This is a genomic window from Pseudomonas sp. AOB-7 (assembly GCF_003696305.1).
Taxonomy (GTDB): Bacteria; Pseudomonadota; Gammaproteobacteria; order Pseudomonadales; family Pseudomonadaceae; genus Aquipseudomonas.
This window is the reverse complement of sequence record NZ_RFFK01000001.1, coordinates 606,029-624,831: the sequence shown is the minus strand read 5'-3', so window position 1 is coordinate 624,831 and position 18,803 is coordinate 606,029. Positions and strand designations below refer to the sequence as shown.

Below are 18,803 nucleotides of genomic sequence, written 5' to 3'. Positions count from 1 at the left end.
TTCGGCGATGGCATACCCTTTGCTGAAGCACTGCCAGTTGCCGAGTACTCACCAGCACTTGGCGACGTACTAGGACTCATGCATCACAAACGGTAGTTAACGGAGAAGCTCATGAACATCCCCAAAATCAAGTCGCTGTTTGCAGCAATCACGCTCGCTGCGTGCATTGTGACTGTTACTCCCGTGGTAGCGCAGTCAACTAGCGAAGCACAGTCTGCGGCTTCGCTTTCGGTAGTCATGGAGTTCCTGGCCAATACTGCGCCCGATAAGGTTGAGGCTGCTGCCGAGAAGCTGGCGGCTCCCGACGCCACTTATGTTTCTCTCAACTTCGATAACCCGGAGTTAAGGAAAATCATGCCTTGGACGGGCACAAACAAGGGGCCGAAAGCCTTTAGTTCATTGTTCATGCAGGTCCAGGACTACTGGAAAATCGAAGACTTCACCATCAGCACCAAAATCTCCTCCGGAGAGGATGTGGCGATTTTCGGTAAGTTCACCTATCGGTCCGTGGCAGTCGACCAGGTATTCACGTCGCCGTTCTCCATCCATGCCAAGGTGCGTGATGGCAAGATGACCTATTTCCAGTTCATGGAAGATACCTACGCGTCTGCCAGCTCCTTCCGACAGTCTGGCGCCTGGACTGTGAAGACCTCTGCGAACGCAGCCCCCTTTACGGTGGCCGCGGATTAACGATTTCGATCGCGAGGACCAAGCCTTGTGCCGGCATCCCGGAGAGCGAAAGCACTCCTGGCGTGCCGGCAGATGGCGCCCGGAGGGGAGAACCCATCATTGCCAACCTCTCTCTACGCGTCAGGACAGGGTCCGATACTTCACACCAGGCAACACGCAGGAGTTAGCCATGAATATTCATACCCCGCACACCTCCCGACATGCGTTGAATTGGGTCGGTGGCGAGTGGATGGGCGCGGATACGATCCGTGGATCCATCAACCCTGCCACCTATGAGGTCATAGGTACCTATGCCGAAGGGGGTGTTGAAACCGCCGAAGCGGCCATCGCCGCGGCGAAACGCGCCATGCACGAGACCGATTGGGTGCACGATCGCAAGCTGCGTGCGCGCGTGCTCGACAACCTTGCAGACGCGTTCGAACGCAATCGGGGCGAGCTCATCAAGATCCTCTGCACCGAAAACGGCAAGATTCAACGCGAGGCCAGCTTCGAAGTCGATCTCTGCGCGCCGTCACTGCGATATTTTGCCGGTATCGCGCGCACTGAGGCCGGACGGGTCGTGGACTCCAAACCGGGCAGAATCGCGATGATGATGCGCCAGCCGATGGGCGTGGCGGGAATCATCGTGCCTTGGAATTCCCCGATAATCCTGACGGTACGATCACTCGCACCTGCGTTGGCGGCCGGCTGTGCGGTAATCGTCAAGGTGCCGGGCAAGAGCGCGCAGATCGCCTCGGCCCTGTCCAAGATCTTCAGCAACGTAACGGCACTGCCCCGCGGCGTGATTAATGTCTTTACCGACGAGACTGGCGATGGCGCCAAGCATCTCGTCGCCTCGCCGGAGGTGCCGATCATCAGCTTTACCGGTAGCACTGGCACCGGCAAGGCGATCGCGCTCAGCGCCGCACCGCACTTCAAGCGCGTTGGACTGGAGCTCGGTGGTAAGACGCCATCGATCGTGTTCGACGATGCCGATCTCGATCTCGCGCTACCCATCTTGGAAAAGTCAGTGACGGTGTTTGCGGGCCAGTTCTGTGTGACGGGGCAGCGGGTGATCGTGCAGGAAGGGATCGCCGACGAGTTTCGCAAACGCTTTGCCGAACGCCTGCGCGCGGTAAAGGTCGGGCCTGCGGCAGACCTGTCGAGCGACATGGGCCCGATGATCGACCGCGAGAACGTCGAGCGCGTCGATAACCTGGTTGAGCGCGCCATTGCTCAGGGCGCGCAGACCATTGTGCGAGGTGGTCCGGCGGTCGAAGGCAGGCTGTCGAAAGGCGCGTTCTTTCGCCCCGCGTTTCTCGAGGTGAGCGATCCGACGATGCCGATCGTCCAGGACGAGACGTTCGGGCCGGTGGTCACCATGCAGAGGTTTGCGACGGAACAGGAAGCCGTTGCGTTGGCCAACCACAGCATCTATGGCCTGGGAGCGAGCATCTGGACGCGCGATCTCTCCAAAGCGCTGCGGATCGCGCCCCGGATCGAAGCGGGTATGGTCTGGATCAACGAGTGGGGCGCACTCGGCGAAGACACCGAGGAGGGCGGCTCCAAGCAGTCGGGGCTCGGCCGCCTGAATGGTGTGGCTGCGATCGAGGATTTCACCGAGATCAGAACGATCACGCTCAACCCAGGCCTGATGGATGCCCACGTATAGGCAACGCATTCAAACACAATGATTCCGATTGCCTAAAAACCGAGGAAACAAAAATGAGCAAAATCACCAATATCCTCCTGGCAGCCAGCGCGGCATTCGCCACCTTGGCGGCAAACGTCAGCCTCGCCGAGGTCACCACGGCACATGCCAATAGCTACATCGCGACCGAGGACGGCGTGCAGCTGTACTACAAGGATTGGGGGCCGAAAAACGGTCAAGTCGTTACATTCAGCCATGGCTGGCCGCTGAACTCGGACAGCTGGGAAGCACAGATGCTGTTTCTGGCCGACAAAGGCTACCGGGTGATCGCCCATGACCGTCGTGGCCATGGCCGTTCCAGCCAGCCTTGGGAAGGCAACGACATGGATCACTATGCCGACGATCTGGCGGCCGTGATTGAGACCCTGAATCTTAAGGACGTCACCCTGGTCGGTTTCTCCACTGGTGGCGGTGAGGTGGCTCGCTACATCGGGCGCCACGGCACCAGTCGCGTGAAAAAAGCGGTGCTGGTCGCAGCCGTCCCGCCATTGATGCTCAAAACCGAGAGCAATCCCAACGGCGTGTCGATGGAGGTGTTCGATGGCCTGCGCAAGGCCTCATTGGACAATCGCTCGCAGCTTTACCTCGACATCGCGTCTGGACCTTTCTTCGGCTTCAACCGGGAAGGTGCCACCCCATCGCAGGGCCTGATCCAGTCGTTCTGGGTACAAGGTATGCAGGCTGGCCACAAGAATACCTATGACTCCATCGCGGCATTTTCAGCCACCGATTTCCGTGAAGACCTGAAGAAGTTCGACGTGCCGACTCTGGTGATTCACGGTGATGACGACCAGATCGTGCCTGTGGAGACCTCGGCGAAGGCTTCGGCAGCCCTTATCAAGGGCGCTAAGCTGATTATTTATGCCGGCGCGCCACACGGCTTGGCCGACACCCACAAGCAGCGCCTGAATCAGGACCTGTTGGATTTCTTGCAGAAGTAAGCCAGCAAGCATCCCGGCCGATTCGTCTCCATGTGCTGCCGAGGTTGCTGAGTTAATCAGCGCCCCCATGACCCGGTGCCGCATCTATAAACAGCACGTTATCCAGAGGAAATGGCAATGGCTAAAGTTTTAGTGCTCTATCACTCCATGTATGGCCACATCGAGACCATGGCGAACAAGGTCGCCGAAGGTGCCCGCAGCGTTACGGGAACGGAGGTTGTGATCAAACGGGTTCCTGAAACGATGAGTCCGGAAGCCTTTGCCGCGGCAGGCGGCAAGACGAATCAAAGTGCCTCAGAGGCATTGCCGTCAGACCTGGCCGATTTCGATGCCATCATCTTTGGCACCCCGACGCGCTTCGGCAACATGTCCGGACAAATGCGCAACTTCCTCGACCGAACAGGCGGGCTCTGGGCCCAAGGTGCTCTGGCAGGAAAGGTCGCCAGCGTGTTTACCTCAACCGGAACGGGCGGTGGCCAGGAGATGACCATTGCCTCCACCTGGACCACGTTGGCCCATCACGGAATGATCATCGTGCCGATCGGCTATACCACCCCAGCGCTGTTTGATGTCTCCAAGGTAGGAGGAGGTACTCCCTACGGTGCCTCTACCATTGCCGGTGGCGACGGTTCCAGGCAGCCAGATGAGCGTGAGCTGGAAATAGCACGTCATCAGGGCGAACACGTTGCTCGGATCGCATCAAAGCTACACGGCTAGAGCGAGAAGTACCTAGCCCCATAATGACCGAACGGCCCTTGACTCGACCGGTGGCACGCATCGATGCGCGCCGCTGGATCGATAGGGCCAAGGCTTTGAGCAGAGTATCCAACATGAGCGAGACGCAACCTGAAGCCGTAACCCTGGTGGTGCGCCATCAGGTTCGCCCAAACCACGTGCCGGGCTACGAGACCTGGTTGCGTCGCATCATCGCCACGGCCAACCAATGCCCCGGCCACCTCGGGGTGGACGTGATGCGTAGCTGGCGACCCGACGTGGCACAGTTCACATGCGTGCTGCGCTTCACCAGCTTAGAGCAGCTGCAAAACTGGATTCGCTCAGAACAAAGGCGCCAGCTAGTAGCCGAGGTCGTACCGCTTCTTTGCGATGGCGACCAGTTGGAGATCGCTCAAGGCAAGGATTTCTGGTTCGTACCGGAAACCGTTCAAGCACCTCCGCCACGCTGGAAACAAAGCTGCATAACCTTTCTCGTGATTCTGCCTCTGAGCCTGCTGATGCCGCTGCTTTGGCAACCGCTGTTCCAGCTTGTTCCCTGGCTCGGCGGTTACTTGCTGAGCAATGCACTCATCACTCTAAGTATCGTCCTGCTCGTGGTGTACCTGCTGATGCCCATGGCCACGCGCGCCTTTGGCGTCTGGTTGAGGTCTCACGACCATGAGAGGAACGATCCTGAGTCAGGATATTCACGATGAACGTCGCCGCAGCATCTGCGCTGCCGGCGGTTTGCTCGGCCCCGCCGGCGCCATCTGGTCCGCCTTGCGCCTTCTGCCGTCACCTTCAAGCTTGGCTCCGCTGGCCGTGCCGCTGATGCCTGGCCGGTAGCCGTCGTATCCGGGCAAAAGAGTCCCTGTGCACCAGCACGACCCTGGGCGCCGCAGCAATGTGCAAGTGAATAATCGCCAAGGCTACCGGAGCACGCTCGGCTGTTCCTGCTTCGCCTTTTGACCTTTGCCAGCCAGCGGTGAGCATCCATGAGAGGACTGCTGGGCTGTGCAGGGTAGTCAGGGGGTGAAGCTCACCACCGCCTATCAACGTTCAAATGATGAAGCAGGAACGACTTGGTTTCTTCATAGCGCCACTGCGCGCCGCTGCCTCATAAGCTCAGCAACTGGCTGTTTCGCGTACCGCAATTGAGAAATCTGCTATTGGGCACTACGACACCCCGGTGTAGACCTGAGGCCTGCTCCGGGGAATTGATTCACATCGATTAGATAGAGCACAGCGCACGGGCACCGTGTGGCTCATTACTTGCGCCTTGAGAGAGGACGAAAGCGTACTGCTCCAGCCCACCTCGCATCAAACGAATCCCGGCTTAGCGCAGCGTGCATGCTGCGAGCAAATCTTGCTGCAGCATGCAGCGCCGTTCAAACGGGTTTTCGCTGATCGTTAATCAAGAGGAAACGAGTCTCTCGTAGTCCGAGAAGGGCTTGAGCGCGCAATATTGCACGTGTAGCAGATTCTCTTTGACGTAAGGCAGCGCCTCGATGTATTCACGAGCCTCTTCAAAGGTCGCGGACTCCAGCTCAAACGCTGCACCGGGACCAGCGGCCAGCCCATGGACTGCGCGAACAATACCGTCAGCGAAGCCTTGCCAAACGTGCACTACCTCCGGTTTCGCCAGTCGCTTGAAGTCCTCTGCCGCTCCATCAGCACGGCGAGTCAGAATTACGAAGGTTTTCATAACGCCCCCTCCGCTTCCAACTGCTGCCGCTGGGGTGTTTCACCATAAGCAACGTGCGCCATTAGGCCGGTCTGGCCGACGGCCACATGCGGTTTAAGCTCGTTGCGGGGAGTGTAATCTCCTCCGTTTTGGGGCCGGAAGGGTATTGGCGCGTCTGTGAACAAATCCTCGAGACGGGTGCGCCAAGCCTCTTTGGCTGTGGTAGCACCTGCGGCGGTCAAGTTGCCAGTGCCGTATATGGCGAACGTAGGCAGCACATCGAACCCAGGAAAGTAGAGCGAGCCGTGCGTGATCGGAAACAGCAATTGCTCAAGTGGTCCGTTGATACCGCGCGGCGAGTAGTCTTCTGCGGGGCCGCCGACAGCGACCGACAACATGGCCCGCTTGCCCTTGAAGGCCCCGTCACCATAGCGGTAGGTGTTGCCAGCGTCCTTGTAGCCGTGGGCGAGTCCGGCTGCCCAGACGCGATCTATCCATCCCTTCATGATGGCCGGCATGCCGTACCACCAAAGTGGAAACTGGAAGATGACAGCATCTGCCGCTAAAACCTTGGCTTGCTCTGCCGCCACGTCAGGGCTTTGGCGGCGATGACGATAGGCGTGGGCGGACTCTGCGCCGAACGACAGCCGCTGAGGGTTGGCCCGCTCAGGAAAGTCGTGCTCGTCGAACGTTGCTTTCCAGCCCATGGCATATAGATCGGATTGCAGGACCTCGTGCCCTTGTGCAGTCAAGCATTCAACAGACACATCCACCAGTTGCCGCGTTAGCGACGAAGGCTCGGGATGGGCATAGATGATCAGTACTCTTTTCGACATGAAGGACCGCTCCGCTGTGATGTCGCTGGAGTGTCGCGGGGCTCGGACCATCTGTGAAATCGCAAAATTTTCCTGCTAGCATAAGTTCGATGGATACCAGACGCCTTGATCTCAATCTGCTTGTGACGTTGGAGGCCCTTCTCATCGAGCAGAACGTGACTAGGGCGGCTGCCCGTCTGCATTTGAGCCAGCCAGCGGTCAGCGCGCAGTTGAGCCGCCTGCGCGACGTCTTCAACGACCCTCTTCTGATCCCCGCGCAGCGTGGAATGACCCCCACCGTCAAAGCCTTGGAGCTGCTCGTCCCGCTTCGCCAAGCACTTGACCAAGTAAGGGCCACCGTAACTACTCACCTGAATTTCGAGCCCGCGACGGCGAGCCTGACGGTATCAATCGCCTGCACGGATTACGTGCAGGCGGCCTTGATCAAGCATCTCGTTGTCGCCATGCGGCGCGAAGCGCCGGGTGTCCGTATCGCACTGCGCATCCTGGACGTGCCACAGCTGGAGCTGCAGATGACCCGCGGCGAGGTGGATCTGGCCGTGATAAACATGAACGGGGCTCCGCCCGCACTGCGCTCGCAACACCTCTATGATGAGAGTTACGTGCTGATCGGGCGCCGTGGGCATCCAAGCCTGCGCGCGGACCTGACGGTGGAAGAGTTCGCGCAGCTGGAACATGTCGTGGTGTCACTACGCGGCGGAGGCTTCTCTACCTCGGTGGATAACGCCTTGGTAGCGCGGGGGCTGCGGCGTAATGTAGTTCTGTCAGCCTCGTCATTCCTTCCGGTGCCGGAGTTGGTCGCGCAGTCGGATTGTGTGGCCTTGGTTCCACGTCGTCTCGTAGAAGGTCGTGGCGAGCAGCTGCTGTGCGTAGCTCCCCCATTGCCGGTGGAGGGTTTTGCGATTGGCATGTTCTGGCATGAGCGGTCGGATGGGCACGCCGGCTTCCGATGGGTGCGTGAGTTCATCGCTCTCGTAGCCGATTCTCGGGCATCTATGCGAACAGGGTAGAACCCGGTTCAACTGAATCGCACAGTCTGGCTGGGGAGTTAGTCGCATTATTTAGAATGCGACCTCACGTAGCTCGCGCAGTCTCTGGTATTCGCGGCAGACATGTCTTCAAACTTGAAATAGTTGGCCGGTTGCTGCCTGTTACCTCTGCCTCCCCCAAACACTCAACCCATTCACCGCCAGCATCAGCACCAGCATGGCGAGGACCACCTTGGCCGCGCCCGGGCTTCCTGGAACAGGCTGAGCGATATATGGAGCATCTGCCCGAGGCCACCGGCTGAACATCGCCCCTGGCAAGCTTGGACGGATGCCCACCGAGCTCTATCGCTTATCGTTGTATATCGCCTCCAGCCACGATAGCGACGACGTGCTGGTAGTCGCCTGGGGCCTCGCCCTGAAACAGCTGCGCGAGTAGGGTGAACTGGGGCGAATCCCGCGTCGCTACGAGCAAGCTGGCGGGCAATAAACCTCCATGAGAGCGCGCTTTTCGGAGAAAAGATTGGGCCTTTGATCGGGCAGCGAAATGTTGTCTGCCAGCGCTCGCGGCTCGGCCGGGCCGGGCTACGCTTGATAATCGAGCGGGATGTCTTGTCATCGGCTTGCGCCCGGGGCGCTCGTGCCTTCCACGCAGTGCGAGGCGATTCCCGCTGACCAATCGGGCGGCACTGCGCCCTTGAGGTTCAATCAGGCGAGGAGGGGCAGCGATGAGCATCTTGCGAATGGGCATGCTGGCATTGATGGTATGCGTGCCGCTGACGACGTTATCGAACATTGCTCGCGCCGACGAGGTGCCGCTGGTTACCGGCGAGCAGTGGGTGCGGTCGTCGGAGCAACTGAAGAAGGTTTATCTCATCGGTATCGCCAATGCCTACCATCTGGAAGCGGCCTACCATGCATCGAACCCTCCGACCGATGATCAGAGCATGATCCCTCGTTTCGGCAAGGGCTTGAAGGGGCACACCCTCGACTCCGTGCGCGAGGGCCTGAACCAGTGGTACGCCGCCAACCCTGACCGCGTGAAACAACCCGTCATCGAGACCATCTGGTTCGAGATGGTCGTCCCCGGCCTTCAGTAGAGCAGGTAGCGGACATGAACATGAAGTGGCTTCTATCCTGTGTCGCCATCATCACTGCAGCGGCAGTGATTGGCTGTACCTCCATGACCTCCCAGCAGCAGGGAACCCTCAGCGGCGCGGCCATAGGTGCTGCGGCGGGGGCCGGTATCGCCGCCATTTCCGGCGGCAACGGCTGGACCGGAGCGGCGATTGGCGCCGTCGCCGGTGGAGTGGTCGGCAACATCAAAGGCGGCAAGCAGCAGAAGTAGGCGGGGCGGTTCCCACCGCGCAGCTATGCATCGGCCGCAATACGCCTGTGCCTCTTAGCGGGCGTTGCTCGTGCTGCATGCCGACGGTAGCGGACCGGTTCGAGGCTAATGGGCGGCCTGCTATTGCTTGTCGCGAGCGCCATCTGTGGCCCGAGTGTCGACGACGATGGCGCAAGGGCGCTTCGCACGCCTGGTGACGGTGCGCCGTGTGCTCAGGCGCTGACCCATCTCTGCCGCGCCCAACCACTCAGGCTGTCCACTGCCAGCACCAGCACCAGCATGGCGAGGATTATCGTGGCCGCCTGGGCTTCCTGGAACAGGCTGAGCGACACGTAGAGCATCTGCCCCAGGCCACCGGCACCGACGAAGCCGAGCACGCTGGCCATGCGAATGTTGTTCTCCCAGCGGTACAGCGTATAGGCCACCAGTTGCGGCCAGACGCCGGGCAGGGTGCCGTAGCAGAAGGCAGTGATGCGCCCGCCGCCGCTCAGGCGGATGGCTTCGGCCGGTTCGCGCGGGGTGTTTTCCAGCGCCTCGGCGAACAGCCGGCCGAGCACGCCGGCGGTGTGCAGGGCCAGGGCCAGGGTGCCGGCGTTGGGGCCGAGGCCGGCGGCCAGCACCATCAGCGCGGCCCACACCAGTTCGGGGATGGCGCGCAGGGCGTTGAGCAGCAGGCGTGTGGCATGCAGGGCAAAGCCGCCGAAGCGCCCGGCGGCCGGCAAGGCCAGGGCCAGGCCGAGCAGGGCGGCGAGCAAGGTGCCGATGGCGGACATGGCCAGGGTTTCCAGGGCGCCGCGGCCGATGGCCTGCAGGTGCGCGGCGGAGAAGTCCGGCTGCATAAAGCCGCCGGCGTACCTGGCCATCTGCGTCAGGCTGTCGCCACCGACCAGGCCGGCCAGGTCGATGCCTAGGTAGAGGAAGGAAGCGATCACCGCGGCGATCAGGGCGGCGAGCAGAATCAGGTTGCCGGTTCTCATAGCAGCCTCGCGCGCAGCAGGCGGCTGAGCTGGTCGGCCAGCAGCACCAGGGCGAGGAACACCAGCAGCATGCTGGCGACCTCGCCGCCGGCGAACATGCGCATCGACAGGTCGATCTGCTGGCCGAGGCCGCCGGCGCCGACGAAGCCCATCACCACCGAGGCGCGGATCGCGCATTCCCAGCGGTACACGGTGTAGGACAGCATCTCTCCCGCAGCATTGGGCAGCACGCCGTAGGCGAAGGCGCTCAGGCGGCCACTGCCGGCCAGCAGCAGGGCGCGGCTGGGGCGGGCGTCGACCGACTCGAAGATCTCCGCGTAGACCTTGCCGAGCATGCCGGCGTAGGTGATGGCGATGGCCAGCACCCCGGCGGTCGGGCCGAGGCCGACGGCGCGGACGAACAGCAGCGCCCAGACGATCTCCGGCACGCTGCGCAGGAAGATCAGCAGGCCGCGCACCGGCCAGCGCGCGAGATTCGCCCACCAGGCCGGACGGCCGCCGCGGTGCAGCGCCGACAGCGACAGCGCGCGGCTGGCCAGCAGGGCCGCAGGCAGGGCGATCAGCAGCGCCAGGCTCATGCCGGCGGTGGCGATGGCCAGGGTTTCCAGGGTGGCGCGGCCGAGCAGGGCGAGGAACTCGCCGTCGTGCGCCGGCGGCCAGAAGTCGGCAAGGAAGTTGCCCATGCTGCGGGCGTTGTCGCCGTCGAACAGCACGCCCAGGTTCAGCTCGCTCAAGCCGAGCCCCGGCCACAACAGCAGCAGCGCCAGCAGGGTGATCAGCAGCCGCGGCAGGGCGGCCGGGTCGCGCGGGGAGCGGCTCAGCATCGCGGGATCTGTACCGTGAGCGGCTGCACCGGCAGCGAGGCCGGCAGCGGCTGCAGTTGTTCGTTGGCGTACAGCGCCTCCAGCGCCGCCGGCTCGATGGCCGCCGGCGGCAGGTCGAAGACGATGCGCCCGTCGCGCAGGCCGATCACCCGCGGGAAATGTGCCAGGGCCAGCTCCACCGCGTGCAGGCTGGCCAGCAGGGTCATGCCGCGGCTGGCCGCCTCCTGGTTGAGCACCGCCAGGGTGTGGCCGGCCAGCACCGGGTCCATGGCCGACACCGGCTCGTCGGCGAGTATCAGCTGTGGCGCCTGGTACAGCACGCGGGCGATGCCGACCCGTTGCAGCTGGCCGCCGGACAGCTGGTCGCAGCGCTGGAACAGCTTGTCGGCGATATCCAGGCGCGCCAGGGCGGCCTGGGCGCCGGCGGCGTCGAGCGGGTGCAGCAGGTTGAGCAGGCCCTTGGCCAGCGGCCACTGGCCGAGCTTGCCGGCCAGCACCGCGGTGACCACCCGTTGCCGCGGCGGCAGCGGCGGTGCCTGGTGGATCAGGCCGATGCGCGCGCGCAGGCGTTGGCGGGCGCGGTTGCCGAGGCGCCAGGGATCTTCGCCGAGCAGTTCGAGCTGGCCGCTGCTGGGCGCCAGGTTGCTCGCCAGCAGGCGCAGCAGGCTGGTCTTGCCGGCGCCCGAGGGGCCGATGATGGCCACCCGTTCCCCGGGCGCCAGGCTCAGGTCGATGCCGTCGAGCGCGCGCGTGCCGTCGGCGTGGGTCAGGCCCACGCCGCGCAGGGCGATGCTCACTTCAGCAGGCCGGCGGCGCGAGCGGCTTCCTCGATGCCAGCGTAGTTCTCGACCTTGGTCTCGATAAAGCGGCTGGCGGCCTGCAGCTCGAGGATGGCCTTGTGCTCGGGGTTGGCCGGGTCGAGGGCGAGGAAGGCAGCCTTGATCTTGCCTTGCAGCTCTGCGTCGAGGTTGCCGCGCACGGTCCAGTTGTAGTCGTAGTAGGGCGGGGTGGTGGCGATCACCTTGACCTTGTCGACGTCGACCTTGCCGGCGGCGACCAGCTTGTCCCACACGCTGGCGTTGAGCACACCGCCGTCGGCCTTGCCGGCCTGGACCCAGGCGGCGGTGGCGTCGTGGGCGCCGGAGTAGGCGATGCGGCTGAAGAAGTCTTCCGGCTTGATGCCGTCCTTGAGCATGAAGTAGCGCGGCATCAGGCTGCCGGAGGTGGAGGACACCGAGCCGAAGGCGAAGGTCTTGCCCTTGAGATCCTGCAGCGATTTCACCGCCGGGTCGGCGCTGATGATCTTGCTGGTGAACTGCTCGTCCTCGGCGCGCTGCACCAGAGGCACGGCGTTGCCGGTCTTCAGGCGCGTCTGGACGAAGGTGAAGCCTCCCAGCCAGGCCATGTCGACGCGGTCGGCGGCCAGCGCCTCGACCACTGCGGCGTAGTCGGCCACCGGGACGAATTCGACTTTCATCTCCAGCTGCTGTTCGAGGTAGGCGCCCAGCGGCTTGAACTTGCGCAGCAGTTCGGTGGGGGCTTCGTCGGGGATGGCCGAGACCTTGAGGACCTCGGCGGCCTGGGTGAAGACGGCGGAAACGGACAGGGCGAGGCCGGCGGCGAGCGCCAGGGTGTGCTTGAGCATGACGGGTTCTCCGGTTCAATAGCGGGGAAAGCGCGCGGAGTATAGTGAGCCGAGGGCCAGGATGCAGCAGGCTTGCGCTGCCGCCGGCCTGACTCTGTGGTTAAGATGGCGTTTTTCCCCTGTTTCAGGAGCTGCTCGATGACCGCTACGCTGCCCGCCCTGGCCTTCGCCGGGATCGGCCTGATGGGCCTGCCGATGACCCGCCGCCTGCTCGCCGCCGGCTACCCGCTGACCCTGTGGAACCGCTCGACGGACAAGTGCGCGCCACTGCTGGCGCAGGGCGCGCACCGGGTGGAGACGCCGGCCGAGCTGTGCCGCGAGGCCAATGTGGTGATGCTCTGCCTGGCCAACACCGAGGTGGTGCGCGAGGTGGTGTTCGGCCCCGGCGGCATAGTCGAGGGCGCGCGGCCCGGCCAGCTGCTGGTGGATTTCTCCAGCCTGGAGCCGGCCGCCACCCGCGAGATGGCGGCGGAGCTTCAGGCGCGCACCGGCATGCGCTGGGTCGATGCGCCGGTGTCCGGCGGCACCCCCGGCGCCGAGGCCGGCACCCTGGCGATCATGGCCGGCGGCCGCGAGGAGGATGTGGAGCGGGTGCGGCCGATTCTCGCCCACCTGGGCCAGCGCCTGACGCGCATGGGCGAGGTGGGCGCCGGCCAGGTGACCAAGGTGTGCAACCAGATGATCGTCGCCTGCAACGCCCTGGTGATCGCCGAGGTGGTGGCCCTGGCGGAGAAGGCCGGGGTCGACGCCAGCCTGATCGCGCCGGCGCTGGCCGGCGGTTTCGCCGACTCCAAGCCGCTGCAGATCCTCGCCCCGCAGATGGCCGAGAGCCGCTTCGAGCCGGTCAAGTGGCACGTGCGCACCCTGCTCAAGGACCTCGACACCGCGGTCAAGCTGTCGCGCGAGCAGGGCAGCGCCACGCCGATGAGCGGCCTGGCGGCGCAGCTGATGCGCCTGCATGGCAGCCAGGGCAATCTGCAGCGCGACCCGGCCACTCTGGTCGAGCTGCTGCGCGGGAGCGAGGCATGAAGATCGCCGCCAATCTGTCGCTGCTGTTCACCGAGCTGCCGCTGCGCGAGCGTATCCAGGCGGCCGCGGCGGCCGGTTTCGACGGCGTGGAGATCCAGTTTCCCTACGAGCTGCCGGCCATCGCCCTGCAGGAGGCGCTGGCGCGTGCCGGCCTGCCCTTGGTGCTGATCAACCTGCCGGCCGGCGACCTGATGAGCGGCGGCGCTGGCCTGGCCGCGGTGCCGGCGCGTCAGGCCGAGTTCGACGCCGCCCTGCAGCAGGCCCTGACCTACGCCGCCATGGCGCGCCCGGCCTGCGTCAACGTGCTGCCCGGGCGCCTGGCCGCGGGCGTCAGCCGCGAGCAGGCACTGGATTGCCTGGCCGCCAACCTGCGCCAGAGCGCCGAGGCCTTCGCCCTGCTCGGCATCCGTGTGCTGGTGGAGGCGATCAACCCCATCGACATGCCGGGGTTCCTGATCAACACCCCTCAGCAGCTGGACGAGCTGCTGCGCGCGGTGAATCACCCGAATCTCGCGGCGCAGTACGACCTCTACCATATGGCCCGTCAGGAGCTGGACCTGGTCGCCGGCATGCGCCTGTTGGCCGGGCGCATCGGCCACGTGCAGTTCGCCGACTGCCCCGGCCGCGGTGCGCCGGGCACCGGCGAGCTGGCCTTCCTGGCGTTGCTGCGTGCGCTGCGCGAGAGCGGCTACGGCGCTTGGCTGGGGGCGGAGTACAAGCCGGGCGAGGCGGGTACCCAGGCCAGCCTGGGCTGGTTGCAGCCGTTCAGGGAGTACGCGGGCGGTGTTTGAATGGCGCTTTTCCGCGTCGCCGCTAAAGCCCCTCCCACCGTATCTGTGCCGCTGATGTAGGAGACGCTTCAGCGGCGAGCTTTTTTGGCTCGGCGTGTTTCGGTCGATAGGACGGAGCCCGGATGCACTCCGGGGATGGCTGGCGCTAGAACCGTGTGCCCACCCGCTCCAGCGGCCGGTAGTGCGGGGGGAACAGGCTGACGATCTCTTCCAGCGGCAGCGGCTTGCTGAACAGGTAGCCCTGCACCTGATCGCAGTCGCGCTCCTGCAGGAAGGCCAGTTGCTCGCTGGTTTCCACGCCCTCGGCCACCACCTTCAGGCGCAGGGCATGGGCCATGGCGATGATCGCGTGGACGATCTCGCGGTCCTGGCTGGAGGCAGCGAGGTCCTGGATAAAGGAACGGTCGACCTTGAGGGTGTCCAGCGGCAGGCGGCGCAGGTAGGCCAGGGACGAATAGCCGGTGCCGAAATCGTCGATCGACAGGCTCACGCCCAGGGCGCGAATGCTATCCAGCAGGCCGATGGCGCGGTTGATATTGCTCAGCAGCGCGCTTTCGGTGACCTCCAGCTCCAGGCTCTGCCCCGGGCAGCGGCTGTCGTGCAGGATCTGCGCGATGCGTCCGGGCAACTGGTCGTTGCCCAGGTTCAGCGCCGAGCAGTTGACCGCCACCTTCAGTCCCGGATAGCCCATCTCGTCCAGGCTGCGCAGGTCGTGGCAGGCGCGGCGCAGCACCCAGTCGTCGAGCTGGTCGATAAAGCCGTTGGTCTCGGCGATGGCGATGAAGCGCTCCGGGGTGAGCAGGCCGTTCTGCGGGTGGCGCCAGCGCACCAGCGCCTCCAGCTTGTGCAGGGCGCCGCTGCGCAGGTCGATGATCGGCTGGTAGAACAGGGTCAGGCCGTTGTCCTGTTGCAGCGCCTGGCGCAGGTCTTCCTCCAGTTGCAGCTCAAACGAGGCCTTCTGTTTCAGGTGCGGGTTGAAGAAGTGCACCACGTTGCGTCCGCTGCCCTTGGATTGGTACAGCGCCAGGTCGGCATGCTTGAGCAGCTCGTCGGCGCCGCCACCATCGCGCGGGAACAGGCTGATGCCGATGCTGGTGGTCATCACGATCTTGCGCCCGGCCAGCTCTATCGGTTCCTTCATCTGCTCCAGCAGACGCTGGGCCAGGACGCGCGGCGCGGCGTTGCTGTCGAGGCTGGCGACCACGCAGAACTCGTCGCCGCCGAAGCGGGCGATCAGGTCGCGTTCGCGCAGGGCGCCGCGGATGCGCTGGGCGACCACCCGCAGCAGGTCGTCGCCGGCGGCGTGGCCGAGGGTGTCGTTGATCCGCTTGAAGTGATCGATGTCGAGGAACATCACCGCCAGGCCGCGGCCGACTATGGCGTGTTCCTCCAGGGTGGCGGCGAACACCCGGTTGAAGCCGCGGCGGTTGAGCAGCTCGGTCAGCGGGTCGAAGTGCGCCGCCTGTTCCAGCGAGGCCTTGGCCTGGTCGAGCTGCGCCAGCAGGTGGTTGACCCGCTGCAGGTCGCGCTCCTTGTCGTCCAGCTTGCGGTTGGCCCAGGAAGCCACCAGGCTCAGGGCGACCACCGCCAGGGTGATGACGGCCACGCTCAGCCCCAGCTGCAGGCTGTTGTCGGCGCCCTGCACCTCGAGCGTGGCGCCTTGCGGCACCACCAGGTGCAGCGCCGCCATGCCGGTGAAATGCATGGCGGTGATGGCGGCGCCCATCACCAGCGCGGCCGAGTACTTCAGCCAGTGGCGGTAGGGTGCGCTGCTGCTGCGCCGATGATGGGCCAGCAGCTGCGCGGCGAGGCTGGCGCCGATGGCGATGACGATGGACAGGGCGAACAGCCCGCCGTGGTAGTAGGCCTGCGCCGTCGAGCGCATGGCGGCCATGCCGCTGTAGTGCATGGCGGCGATGCCCAGGCCGATGATCGCCGCGGCCAGGGCGCGGCGGCCGAGGCCGGCGTCGCGCTGGGCCATGCAGTAGAGGGCGAGCAGGGCGGCGGCCAGGGCCACCAGCAACGACAGCAGGGTGGTGGCCAGGTCGTAATGGATGGCCAGCGGCGCGCGGAAGGCCAGCATGCCGATGAAGTGCATCGACCAGATGCCGCCGGCCAGGCACAGCGCACCGACCAGGCCCCAGGCCAGGCGCATGCCGCGCTGCGGCACCTGGTCGAGGTGTTCGACTATCGCCAGAGTGCCCAGGCTGCCGGCCGTGGCGACCAGGTAGGCGAGCACCGTCAGCCAGGGATCGTGGCTGCAGTCCAGCAGCAGCTGGCCCTGCTCGGGCAGCTGCGCGAGAAACCGAATCGACCACCCATCCATAGCCACCCCCCGCAGTGCAGCCCCGACGCCCTCCTCAGTCAAGCACAAACGTGCCAAGTCAGTCGCTTTTACCGTAATCGTTGAGCGAGATCACCCGAGTCTTGCCGATGCGGTGGCGGTAGATCTCGCGCAGGTACTTGATCGCCTGCTTGACGCTGCCGCGGCTCAGGCGGATGTCGTTGATCGAGACGAACTTGTCGGCGTCGTGGATCAGCTCGCGGTACTTCTTCTCGTACATCGGTTTGATCGCGTACCAGTTGGTGTCGAGGATCTTCGCCGGGTCCTCGTGCTCGTTGAGCATGGCATCGAGCTTGGCCTCGTCGAAGTGCTCGGCGACGATGAAATCGAGCATGGCGTCGTCCAGGCTGTCGTCGAAGCGGTACTGGTCGCGGGCGAAGCAGCGCTTGATGTAGGCGACGATCAGGGTCAGGAAGTCGTCCGACAGGCACGGGCTCTTGACGATCAGGGTGGTCAGCGACAGGTTGGCCGAGGCGCCGATCACCAGGGCATAGCGCTTGAGCGTGGTGTTGGGGAAGAGGTTGTTGAGGTGGGTCTTGAGCCGGTTCAGGTCCATGTAGGACAGCTTGTAGTCCTTGGGCAGGGAGACGATGGACACCACCGAGGAGCAGTTCTTGAAGAAGTGCAGCTCGCTCAGCTGCGTCGCGTCGTAGCCGCTGGCCTTGTACTGCTCCAGGGCCTGGCGATAACGCTTGGACTCGATCGGCAGCAGGCTGATGCCCTCGATGGCCTGGGTCACCTTGTTGAAGTGCGGCAGGTCGATGGAGCGGAAGAACAGGTCGTCGATGTTCAGCCGCGGCGCGTGCTGCTCCTTGTCCAGCACGCGGAATTTCTCCGAGAGCTGCGCCGGCTGTTCGGGCACCACGGATTCGGCGTAGGCCACCGCCACCGGTCCGGCCAGGCTCATGAACAGGTCGTTGGCGTCGAGGCGGATGGTCTCGCCGATGTCGATGCCGGCGCGCCGGAAGTAGTTCTGGTCGTAGTCGCCGGTGACCGCCTGGGCGGTGAGGATGTTGAAGATCTGCTGCGAGATGTACTGGTTGGCGTGGCGCTCCATGGCGGTCACGTCGATGTTGTGGATGCTGCCGTCGCCGCTCTCCTCGGCGTAGCGCATGATGTCGTTGGAGATCAGCATCATCGCGTTCCACGGGCGGATGCGGCGCATCACGCTCTCGGCGCTGCTCTGCTCGTTGTCGAAGTTGTAGGAGAAGTCCCATTCCTCGGCCAGGTACTTGCACAGCAGGCGCCCGGCGTTGATGTGCAGGGCTTCGGACATCTCGCTGCGCTGGTCGGAGATGTTCGGCAGGATGCAGATGCCACTGGTGAAGATCGGCTCGAAGACGAAACCGTGGTCGCGCTGCGCCTCGTCGTCCACGTTGGCCTTGCTGTCGAAGGTCTTGCTCATGTAGGCGAACTGCTGCGCCAGGCCGAACTCCGAGGCCATGCCCGAGCCGGTGCCGCCGCCGGCGCTGAAGATATAGAAGTACAGGCGCGACTGGTTGGCCTTGATCCCGCAGGAGTCGATCAGGTAGCTGTGGATGAATTTCCAGTCTTCGTTGGAGAAGCGCTGGGTGTCCTTGTTGAGGATGATCTTGGCCAGGTACTGGCCGAGGATCGGCGCGTTGCCGGCGCCACCGGCATGCACCTCGGACAGGTCCATGATCTTCATCTTGCTGTAGTCGTCGAGAAAGCCGCTCATCTCGCCCTTGCGCGAGAAGCGGATGCGGCCCTCGATGTCCTTGTCCAGGTCGCCGAGCATCACCAGCGGCTCGATCAGGAACACCGGCTTGCTGCTCTTGTGTGGGGCGCGCAGCAGGTTGCTGCGAATCCAGCGGCTGGGCCGCGAGGCCTGCTCGGCAGCAGCGGTGGCCTCGCTGTGGAACTCCTCCAGGTAGAACTGGCGGGCGTTGTACACCAGCGAGGCGACGTCCAGGGCGATGTTCGAGCCGCAGCGGCCGAGGCCGATCAGACACACCGAGGGGAACTGCTGGATGCGGCTCGACTCGCCCTCGTCCAGTGGCTCGCCCAGGGGGAAGACCAGGTTGCGCAGGCCGTCGAGGTTATCGAGGATGCGCTCGATGTCGCGCTCGGTGAAATACAGGTACTGCTCGCCGGTATCGCCGTGCACCGGCAGCGCGAGCGGAGCGGGCGGCACCAGCAGGGTGTCGGCGAGATCGGCCAGGGTGGCTTCCTTGGCGGCGGCAACGGCGTCTTTCTTGGTTTTCATCGGTGACAGTCCGGCGAGTCGGTGGGGTATTGGCCATTGGCCATGAATTGGCCAGCACCATGGTTCTAGCACGGAAT

At 64.2% G+C, this 18,803-nt stretch carries 18 protein-coding genes; 10 read left to right on the top strand and 8 right to left on the bottom strand.

What is annotated here, in order from left to right; all coding sequences use genetic code 11:
- Positions 1-111: 111 nt before the first annotated feature.
- The 5 genes from EA796_RS02980 to EA796_RS02960 all read left to right on the top strand — a co-directional run bounded on the left by EA796_RS02980 (position 112) and on the right by EA796_RS02960 (position 4,751).
- Entirely contained in the window at positions 112-690 is a 579-nt protein-coding gene (locus EA796_RS02980) for a nuclear transport factor 2 family protein (protein ID WP_021445005.1), read from the top strand.
- A 169-nt stretch (positions 691-859) separates the two neighbouring features.
- Positions 860-2,341 carry an aldehyde dehydrogenase family protein gene (locus EA796_RS02975; RefSeq protein WP_122107475.1) on the top strand — a complete coding sequence of 494 codons (1,482 nt, stop codon included), beginning with the start codon at positions 860-862 and terminating at the stop codon, positions 2,339-2,341.
- A gap of 53 nt (positions 2,342-2,394) precedes the next feature.
- On the top strand, positions 2,395-3,321 hold the full coding sequence (locus tag EA796_RS02970) for an alpha/beta fold hydrolase (protein WP_122107474.1): 927 nt from the start codon (positions 2,395-2,397) through the stop codon (positions 3,319-3,321).
- 117 nt (positions 3,322-3,438) lie between these two features.
- Positions 3,439-4,038 (top strand): NAD(P)H:quinone oxidoreductase, encoded by a 600-nt coding sequence (gene wrbA, locus EA796_RS02965; protein WP_122107473.1) that lies wholly within the window; start codon positions 3,439-3,441, stop codon positions 4,036-4,038.
- Positions 4,039-4,151: 113 nt separating this feature from the next.
- Positions 4,152-4,751 carry an antibiotic biosynthesis monooxygenase gene (locus tag EA796_RS02960; protein ID WP_122107472.1) on the top strand — a complete coding sequence of 200 codons (600 nt, stop codon included), beginning with the start codon at positions 4,152-4,154 and terminating at the stop codon, positions 4,749-4,751.
- 698 nt (positions 4,752-5,449) lie between these two features.
- Here EA796_RS02960 and EA796_RS02955 read toward each other — a convergent pair.
- A complete protein-coding gene (locus EA796_RS02955; protein WP_122107471.1) occupies positions 5,450-5,740 on the bottom strand; it encodes a hypothetical protein in 291 nt (96 codons plus the stop codon).
- On the bottom strand, positions 5,737-6,555 hold the full coding sequence (locus EA796_RS02950) for an NAD(P)H-dependent oxidoreductase (protein WP_122107672.1): 819 nt from the start codon (positions 6,553-6,555) through the stop codon (positions 5,737-5,739). Before EA796_RS02950 ends, EA796_RS02955 begins: the two co-directional genes overlap by 4 nt.
- 89 nt (positions 6,556-6,644) lie before the next feature.
- Between EA796_RS02950 and EA796_RS02945 the strand changes: the two genes are divergently transcribed.
- The 3 genes from EA796_RS02945 (at position 6,645) to EA796_RS02930 (ending at position 8,889) form a co-directional block, all read left to right on the top strand.
- On the top strand, positions 6,645-7,565 hold the full coding sequence (locus tag EA796_RS02945; RefSeq protein ID WP_122107470.1) for a LysR family transcriptional regulator: 921 nt from the start codon (positions 6,645-6,647) through the stop codon (positions 7,563-7,565).
- Positions 7,566-8,269: 704 nt separating this feature from the next.
- Complete coding sequence (locus EA796_RS02935; protein WP_178082525.1) at positions 8,270-8,641, top strand: hypothetical protein; 372 nt, start codon at positions 8,270-8,272, stop codon at positions 8,639-8,641.
- 14 nt (positions 8,642-8,655) lie between these two features.
- Positions 8,656-8,889 (top strand): YMGG-like glycine zipper-containing protein, encoded by a 234-nt coding sequence (locus EA796_RS02930; protein ID WP_256679068.1) that lies wholly within the window; start codon positions 8,656-8,658, stop codon positions 8,887-8,889.
- A 212-nt stretch (positions 8,890-9,101) separates the two neighbouring features.
- Here the strand turns inward: EA796_RS02930 and phnE are convergent, their stop codons facing one another.
- Genes phnE through EA796_RS02910 form a run of 4 tightly spaced genes read right to left on the bottom strand, consistent with a single transcriptional unit; the run spans position 9,102 to position 12,335 of the window.
- Positions 9,102-9,866 (bottom strand): phosphonate ABC transporter, permease protein PhnE, encoded by a 765-nt coding sequence (gene phnE, locus EA796_RS02925; RefSeq protein WP_122107469.1) that lies wholly within the window; start codon positions 9,864-9,866, stop codon positions 9,102-9,104.
- Positions 9,863-10,690, bottom strand: coding sequence for an ABC transporter permease (locus tag EA796_RS02920; RefSeq protein WP_122107468.1), 828 nt, complete (start codon positions 10,688-10,690; stop codon positions 9,863-9,865). The genes phnE and EA796_RS02920 overlap by 4 nt, the downstream gene beginning before the upstream one ends.
- Positions 10,684-11,487: a phosphonate ABC transporter ATP-binding protein gene (locus EA796_RS02915; protein WP_122107467.1), complete on the bottom strand. Its 804-nt coding sequence runs from the start codon at positions 11,485-11,487 to the stop codon at positions 10,684-10,686. Before EA796_RS02915 ends, EA796_RS02920 begins: the two co-directional genes overlap by 7 nt.
- Positions 11,484-12,335: a putative selenate ABC transporter substrate-binding protein gene (locus EA796_RS02910; protein WP_122107466.1), complete on the bottom strand. Its 852-nt coding sequence runs from the start codon at positions 12,333-12,335 to the stop codon at positions 11,484-11,486. Before EA796_RS02910 ends, EA796_RS02915 begins: the two co-directional genes overlap by 4 nt.
- Before the next feature lie 138 nt (positions 12,336-12,473).
- Between EA796_RS02910 and EA796_RS02905 the strand changes: the two genes are divergently transcribed.
- Entirely contained in the window at positions 12,474-13,364 is an 891-nt protein-coding gene (locus EA796_RS02905; RefSeq protein ID WP_122107465.1) for an NAD(P)-dependent oxidoreductase, read from the top strand.
- The gene (locus EA796_RS02900) at positions 13,361-14,155 is read left to right on the top strand and encodes a hydroxypyruvate isomerase family protein (protein ID WP_122107464.1); all 795 of its coding nucleotides are present in this window, start codon (positions 13,361-13,363) and stop codon (positions 14,153-14,155) included. Before EA796_RS02905 ends, EA796_RS02900 begins: the two co-directional genes overlap by 4 nt.
- Before the next feature lie 145 nt (positions 14,156-14,300).
- On the opposite strand, the gene EA796_RS02895 is transcribed toward EA796_RS02900, so the two are convergent.
- Both EA796_RS02895 and EA796_RS02890 read right to left on the bottom strand, forming a co-directional pair.
- Positions 14,301-16,481, bottom strand: coding sequence for a bifunctional diguanylate cyclase/phosphodiesterase (locus tag EA796_RS02895; RefSeq protein ID WP_122107463.1), 2,181 nt, complete (start codon positions 16,479-16,481; stop codon positions 14,301-14,303).
- A 58-nt stretch (positions 16,482-16,539) separates the two neighbouring features.
- Positions 16,540-18,726 carry a hypothetical protein gene (locus EA796_RS02890; RefSeq protein WP_122107462.1) on the bottom strand — a complete coding sequence of 729 codons (2,187 nt, stop codon included), beginning with the start codon at positions 18,724-18,726 and terminating at the stop codon, positions 16,540-16,542.
- Positions 18,727-18,803 lie beyond the last annotated feature (77 nt).

What these genes read in the sequence shown, in the direction of transcription:
- EA796_RS02900 (WP_122107464.1), top strand. Translation starts at nt 13,361, where the DNA reads ATGAAGATCGCCGCCAATCTGTCGCTGCTGTTCACCGAGCTGCCGCTG.
- EA796_RS02970 (WP_122107474.1), top strand. Translation starts at nt 2,395, where the DNA reads ATGAGCAAAATCACCAATATCCTCCTGGCAGCCAGCGCGGCATTCGCC.
- EA796_RS02945 (WP_122107470.1), top strand. Translation starts at nt 6,645, where the DNA reads ATGGATACCAGACGCCTTGATCTCAATCTGCTTGTGACGTTGGAGGCC.
- EA796_RS02975 (WP_122107475.1), top strand. Translation starts at nt 860, where the DNA reads ATGAATATTCATACCCCGCACACCTCCCGACATGCGTTGAATTGGGTC.
- wrbA (WP_122107473.1), top strand. Translation starts at nt 3,439, where the DNA reads ATGGCTAAAGTTTTAGTGCTCTATCACTCCATGTATGGCCACATCGAG.
- EA796_RS02890 (WP_122107462.1), bottom strand. Translation starts at nt 18,726, where the DNA reads ATGAAAACCAAGAAAGACGCCGTTGCCGCCGCCAAGGAAGCCACCCTG.
- EA796_RS02920 (WP_122107468.1), bottom strand. Translation starts at nt 10,690, where the DNA reads ATGCTGAGCCGCTCCCCGCGCGACCCGGCCGCCCTGCCGCGGCTGCTG.
- EA796_RS02955 (WP_122107471.1), bottom strand. Translation starts at nt 5,740, where the DNA reads ATGAAAACCTTCGTAATTCTGACTCGCCGTGCTGATGGAGCGGCAGAG.
- EA796_RS02905 (WP_122107465.1), top strand. Translation starts at nt 12,474, where the DNA reads ATGACCGCTACGCTGCCCGCCCTGGCCTTCGCCGGGATCGGCCTGATG.
- EA796_RS02960 (WP_122107472.1), top strand. Translation starts at nt 4,152, where the DNA reads ATGAGCGAGACGCAACCTGAAGCCGTAACCCTGGTGGTGCGCCATCAG.
- EA796_RS02910 (WP_122107466.1), bottom strand. Translation starts at nt 12,335, where the DNA reads ATGCTCAAGCACACCCTGGCGCTCGCCGCCGGCCTCGCCCTGTCCGTT.
- EA796_RS02980 (WP_021445005.1), top strand. Translation starts at nt 112, where the DNA reads ATGAACATCCCCAAAATCAAGTCGCTGTTTGCAGCAATCACGCTCGCT.
- EA796_RS02895 (WP_122107463.1), bottom strand. Translation starts at nt 16,481, where the DNA reads ATGGATGGGTGGTCGATTCGGTTTCTCGCGCAGCTGCCCGAGCAGGGC.
- EA796_RS02950 (WP_122107672.1), bottom strand. Translation starts at nt 6,555, where the DNA reads ATGTCGAAAAGAGTACTGATCATCTATGCCCATCCCGAGCCTTCGTCG.
- phnE (WP_122107469.1), bottom strand. Translation starts at nt 9,866, where the DNA reads ATGAGAACCGGCAACCTGATTCTGCTCGCCGCCCTGATCGCCGCGGTG.
- EA796_RS02935 (WP_178082525.1), top strand. Translation starts at nt 8,270, where the DNA reads ATGAGCATCTTGCGAATGGGCATGCTGGCATTGATGGTATGCGTGCCG.
- EA796_RS02930 (WP_256679068.1), top strand. Translation starts at nt 8,656, where the DNA reads ATGAACATGAAGTGGCTTCTATCCTGTGTCGCCATCATCACTGCAGCG.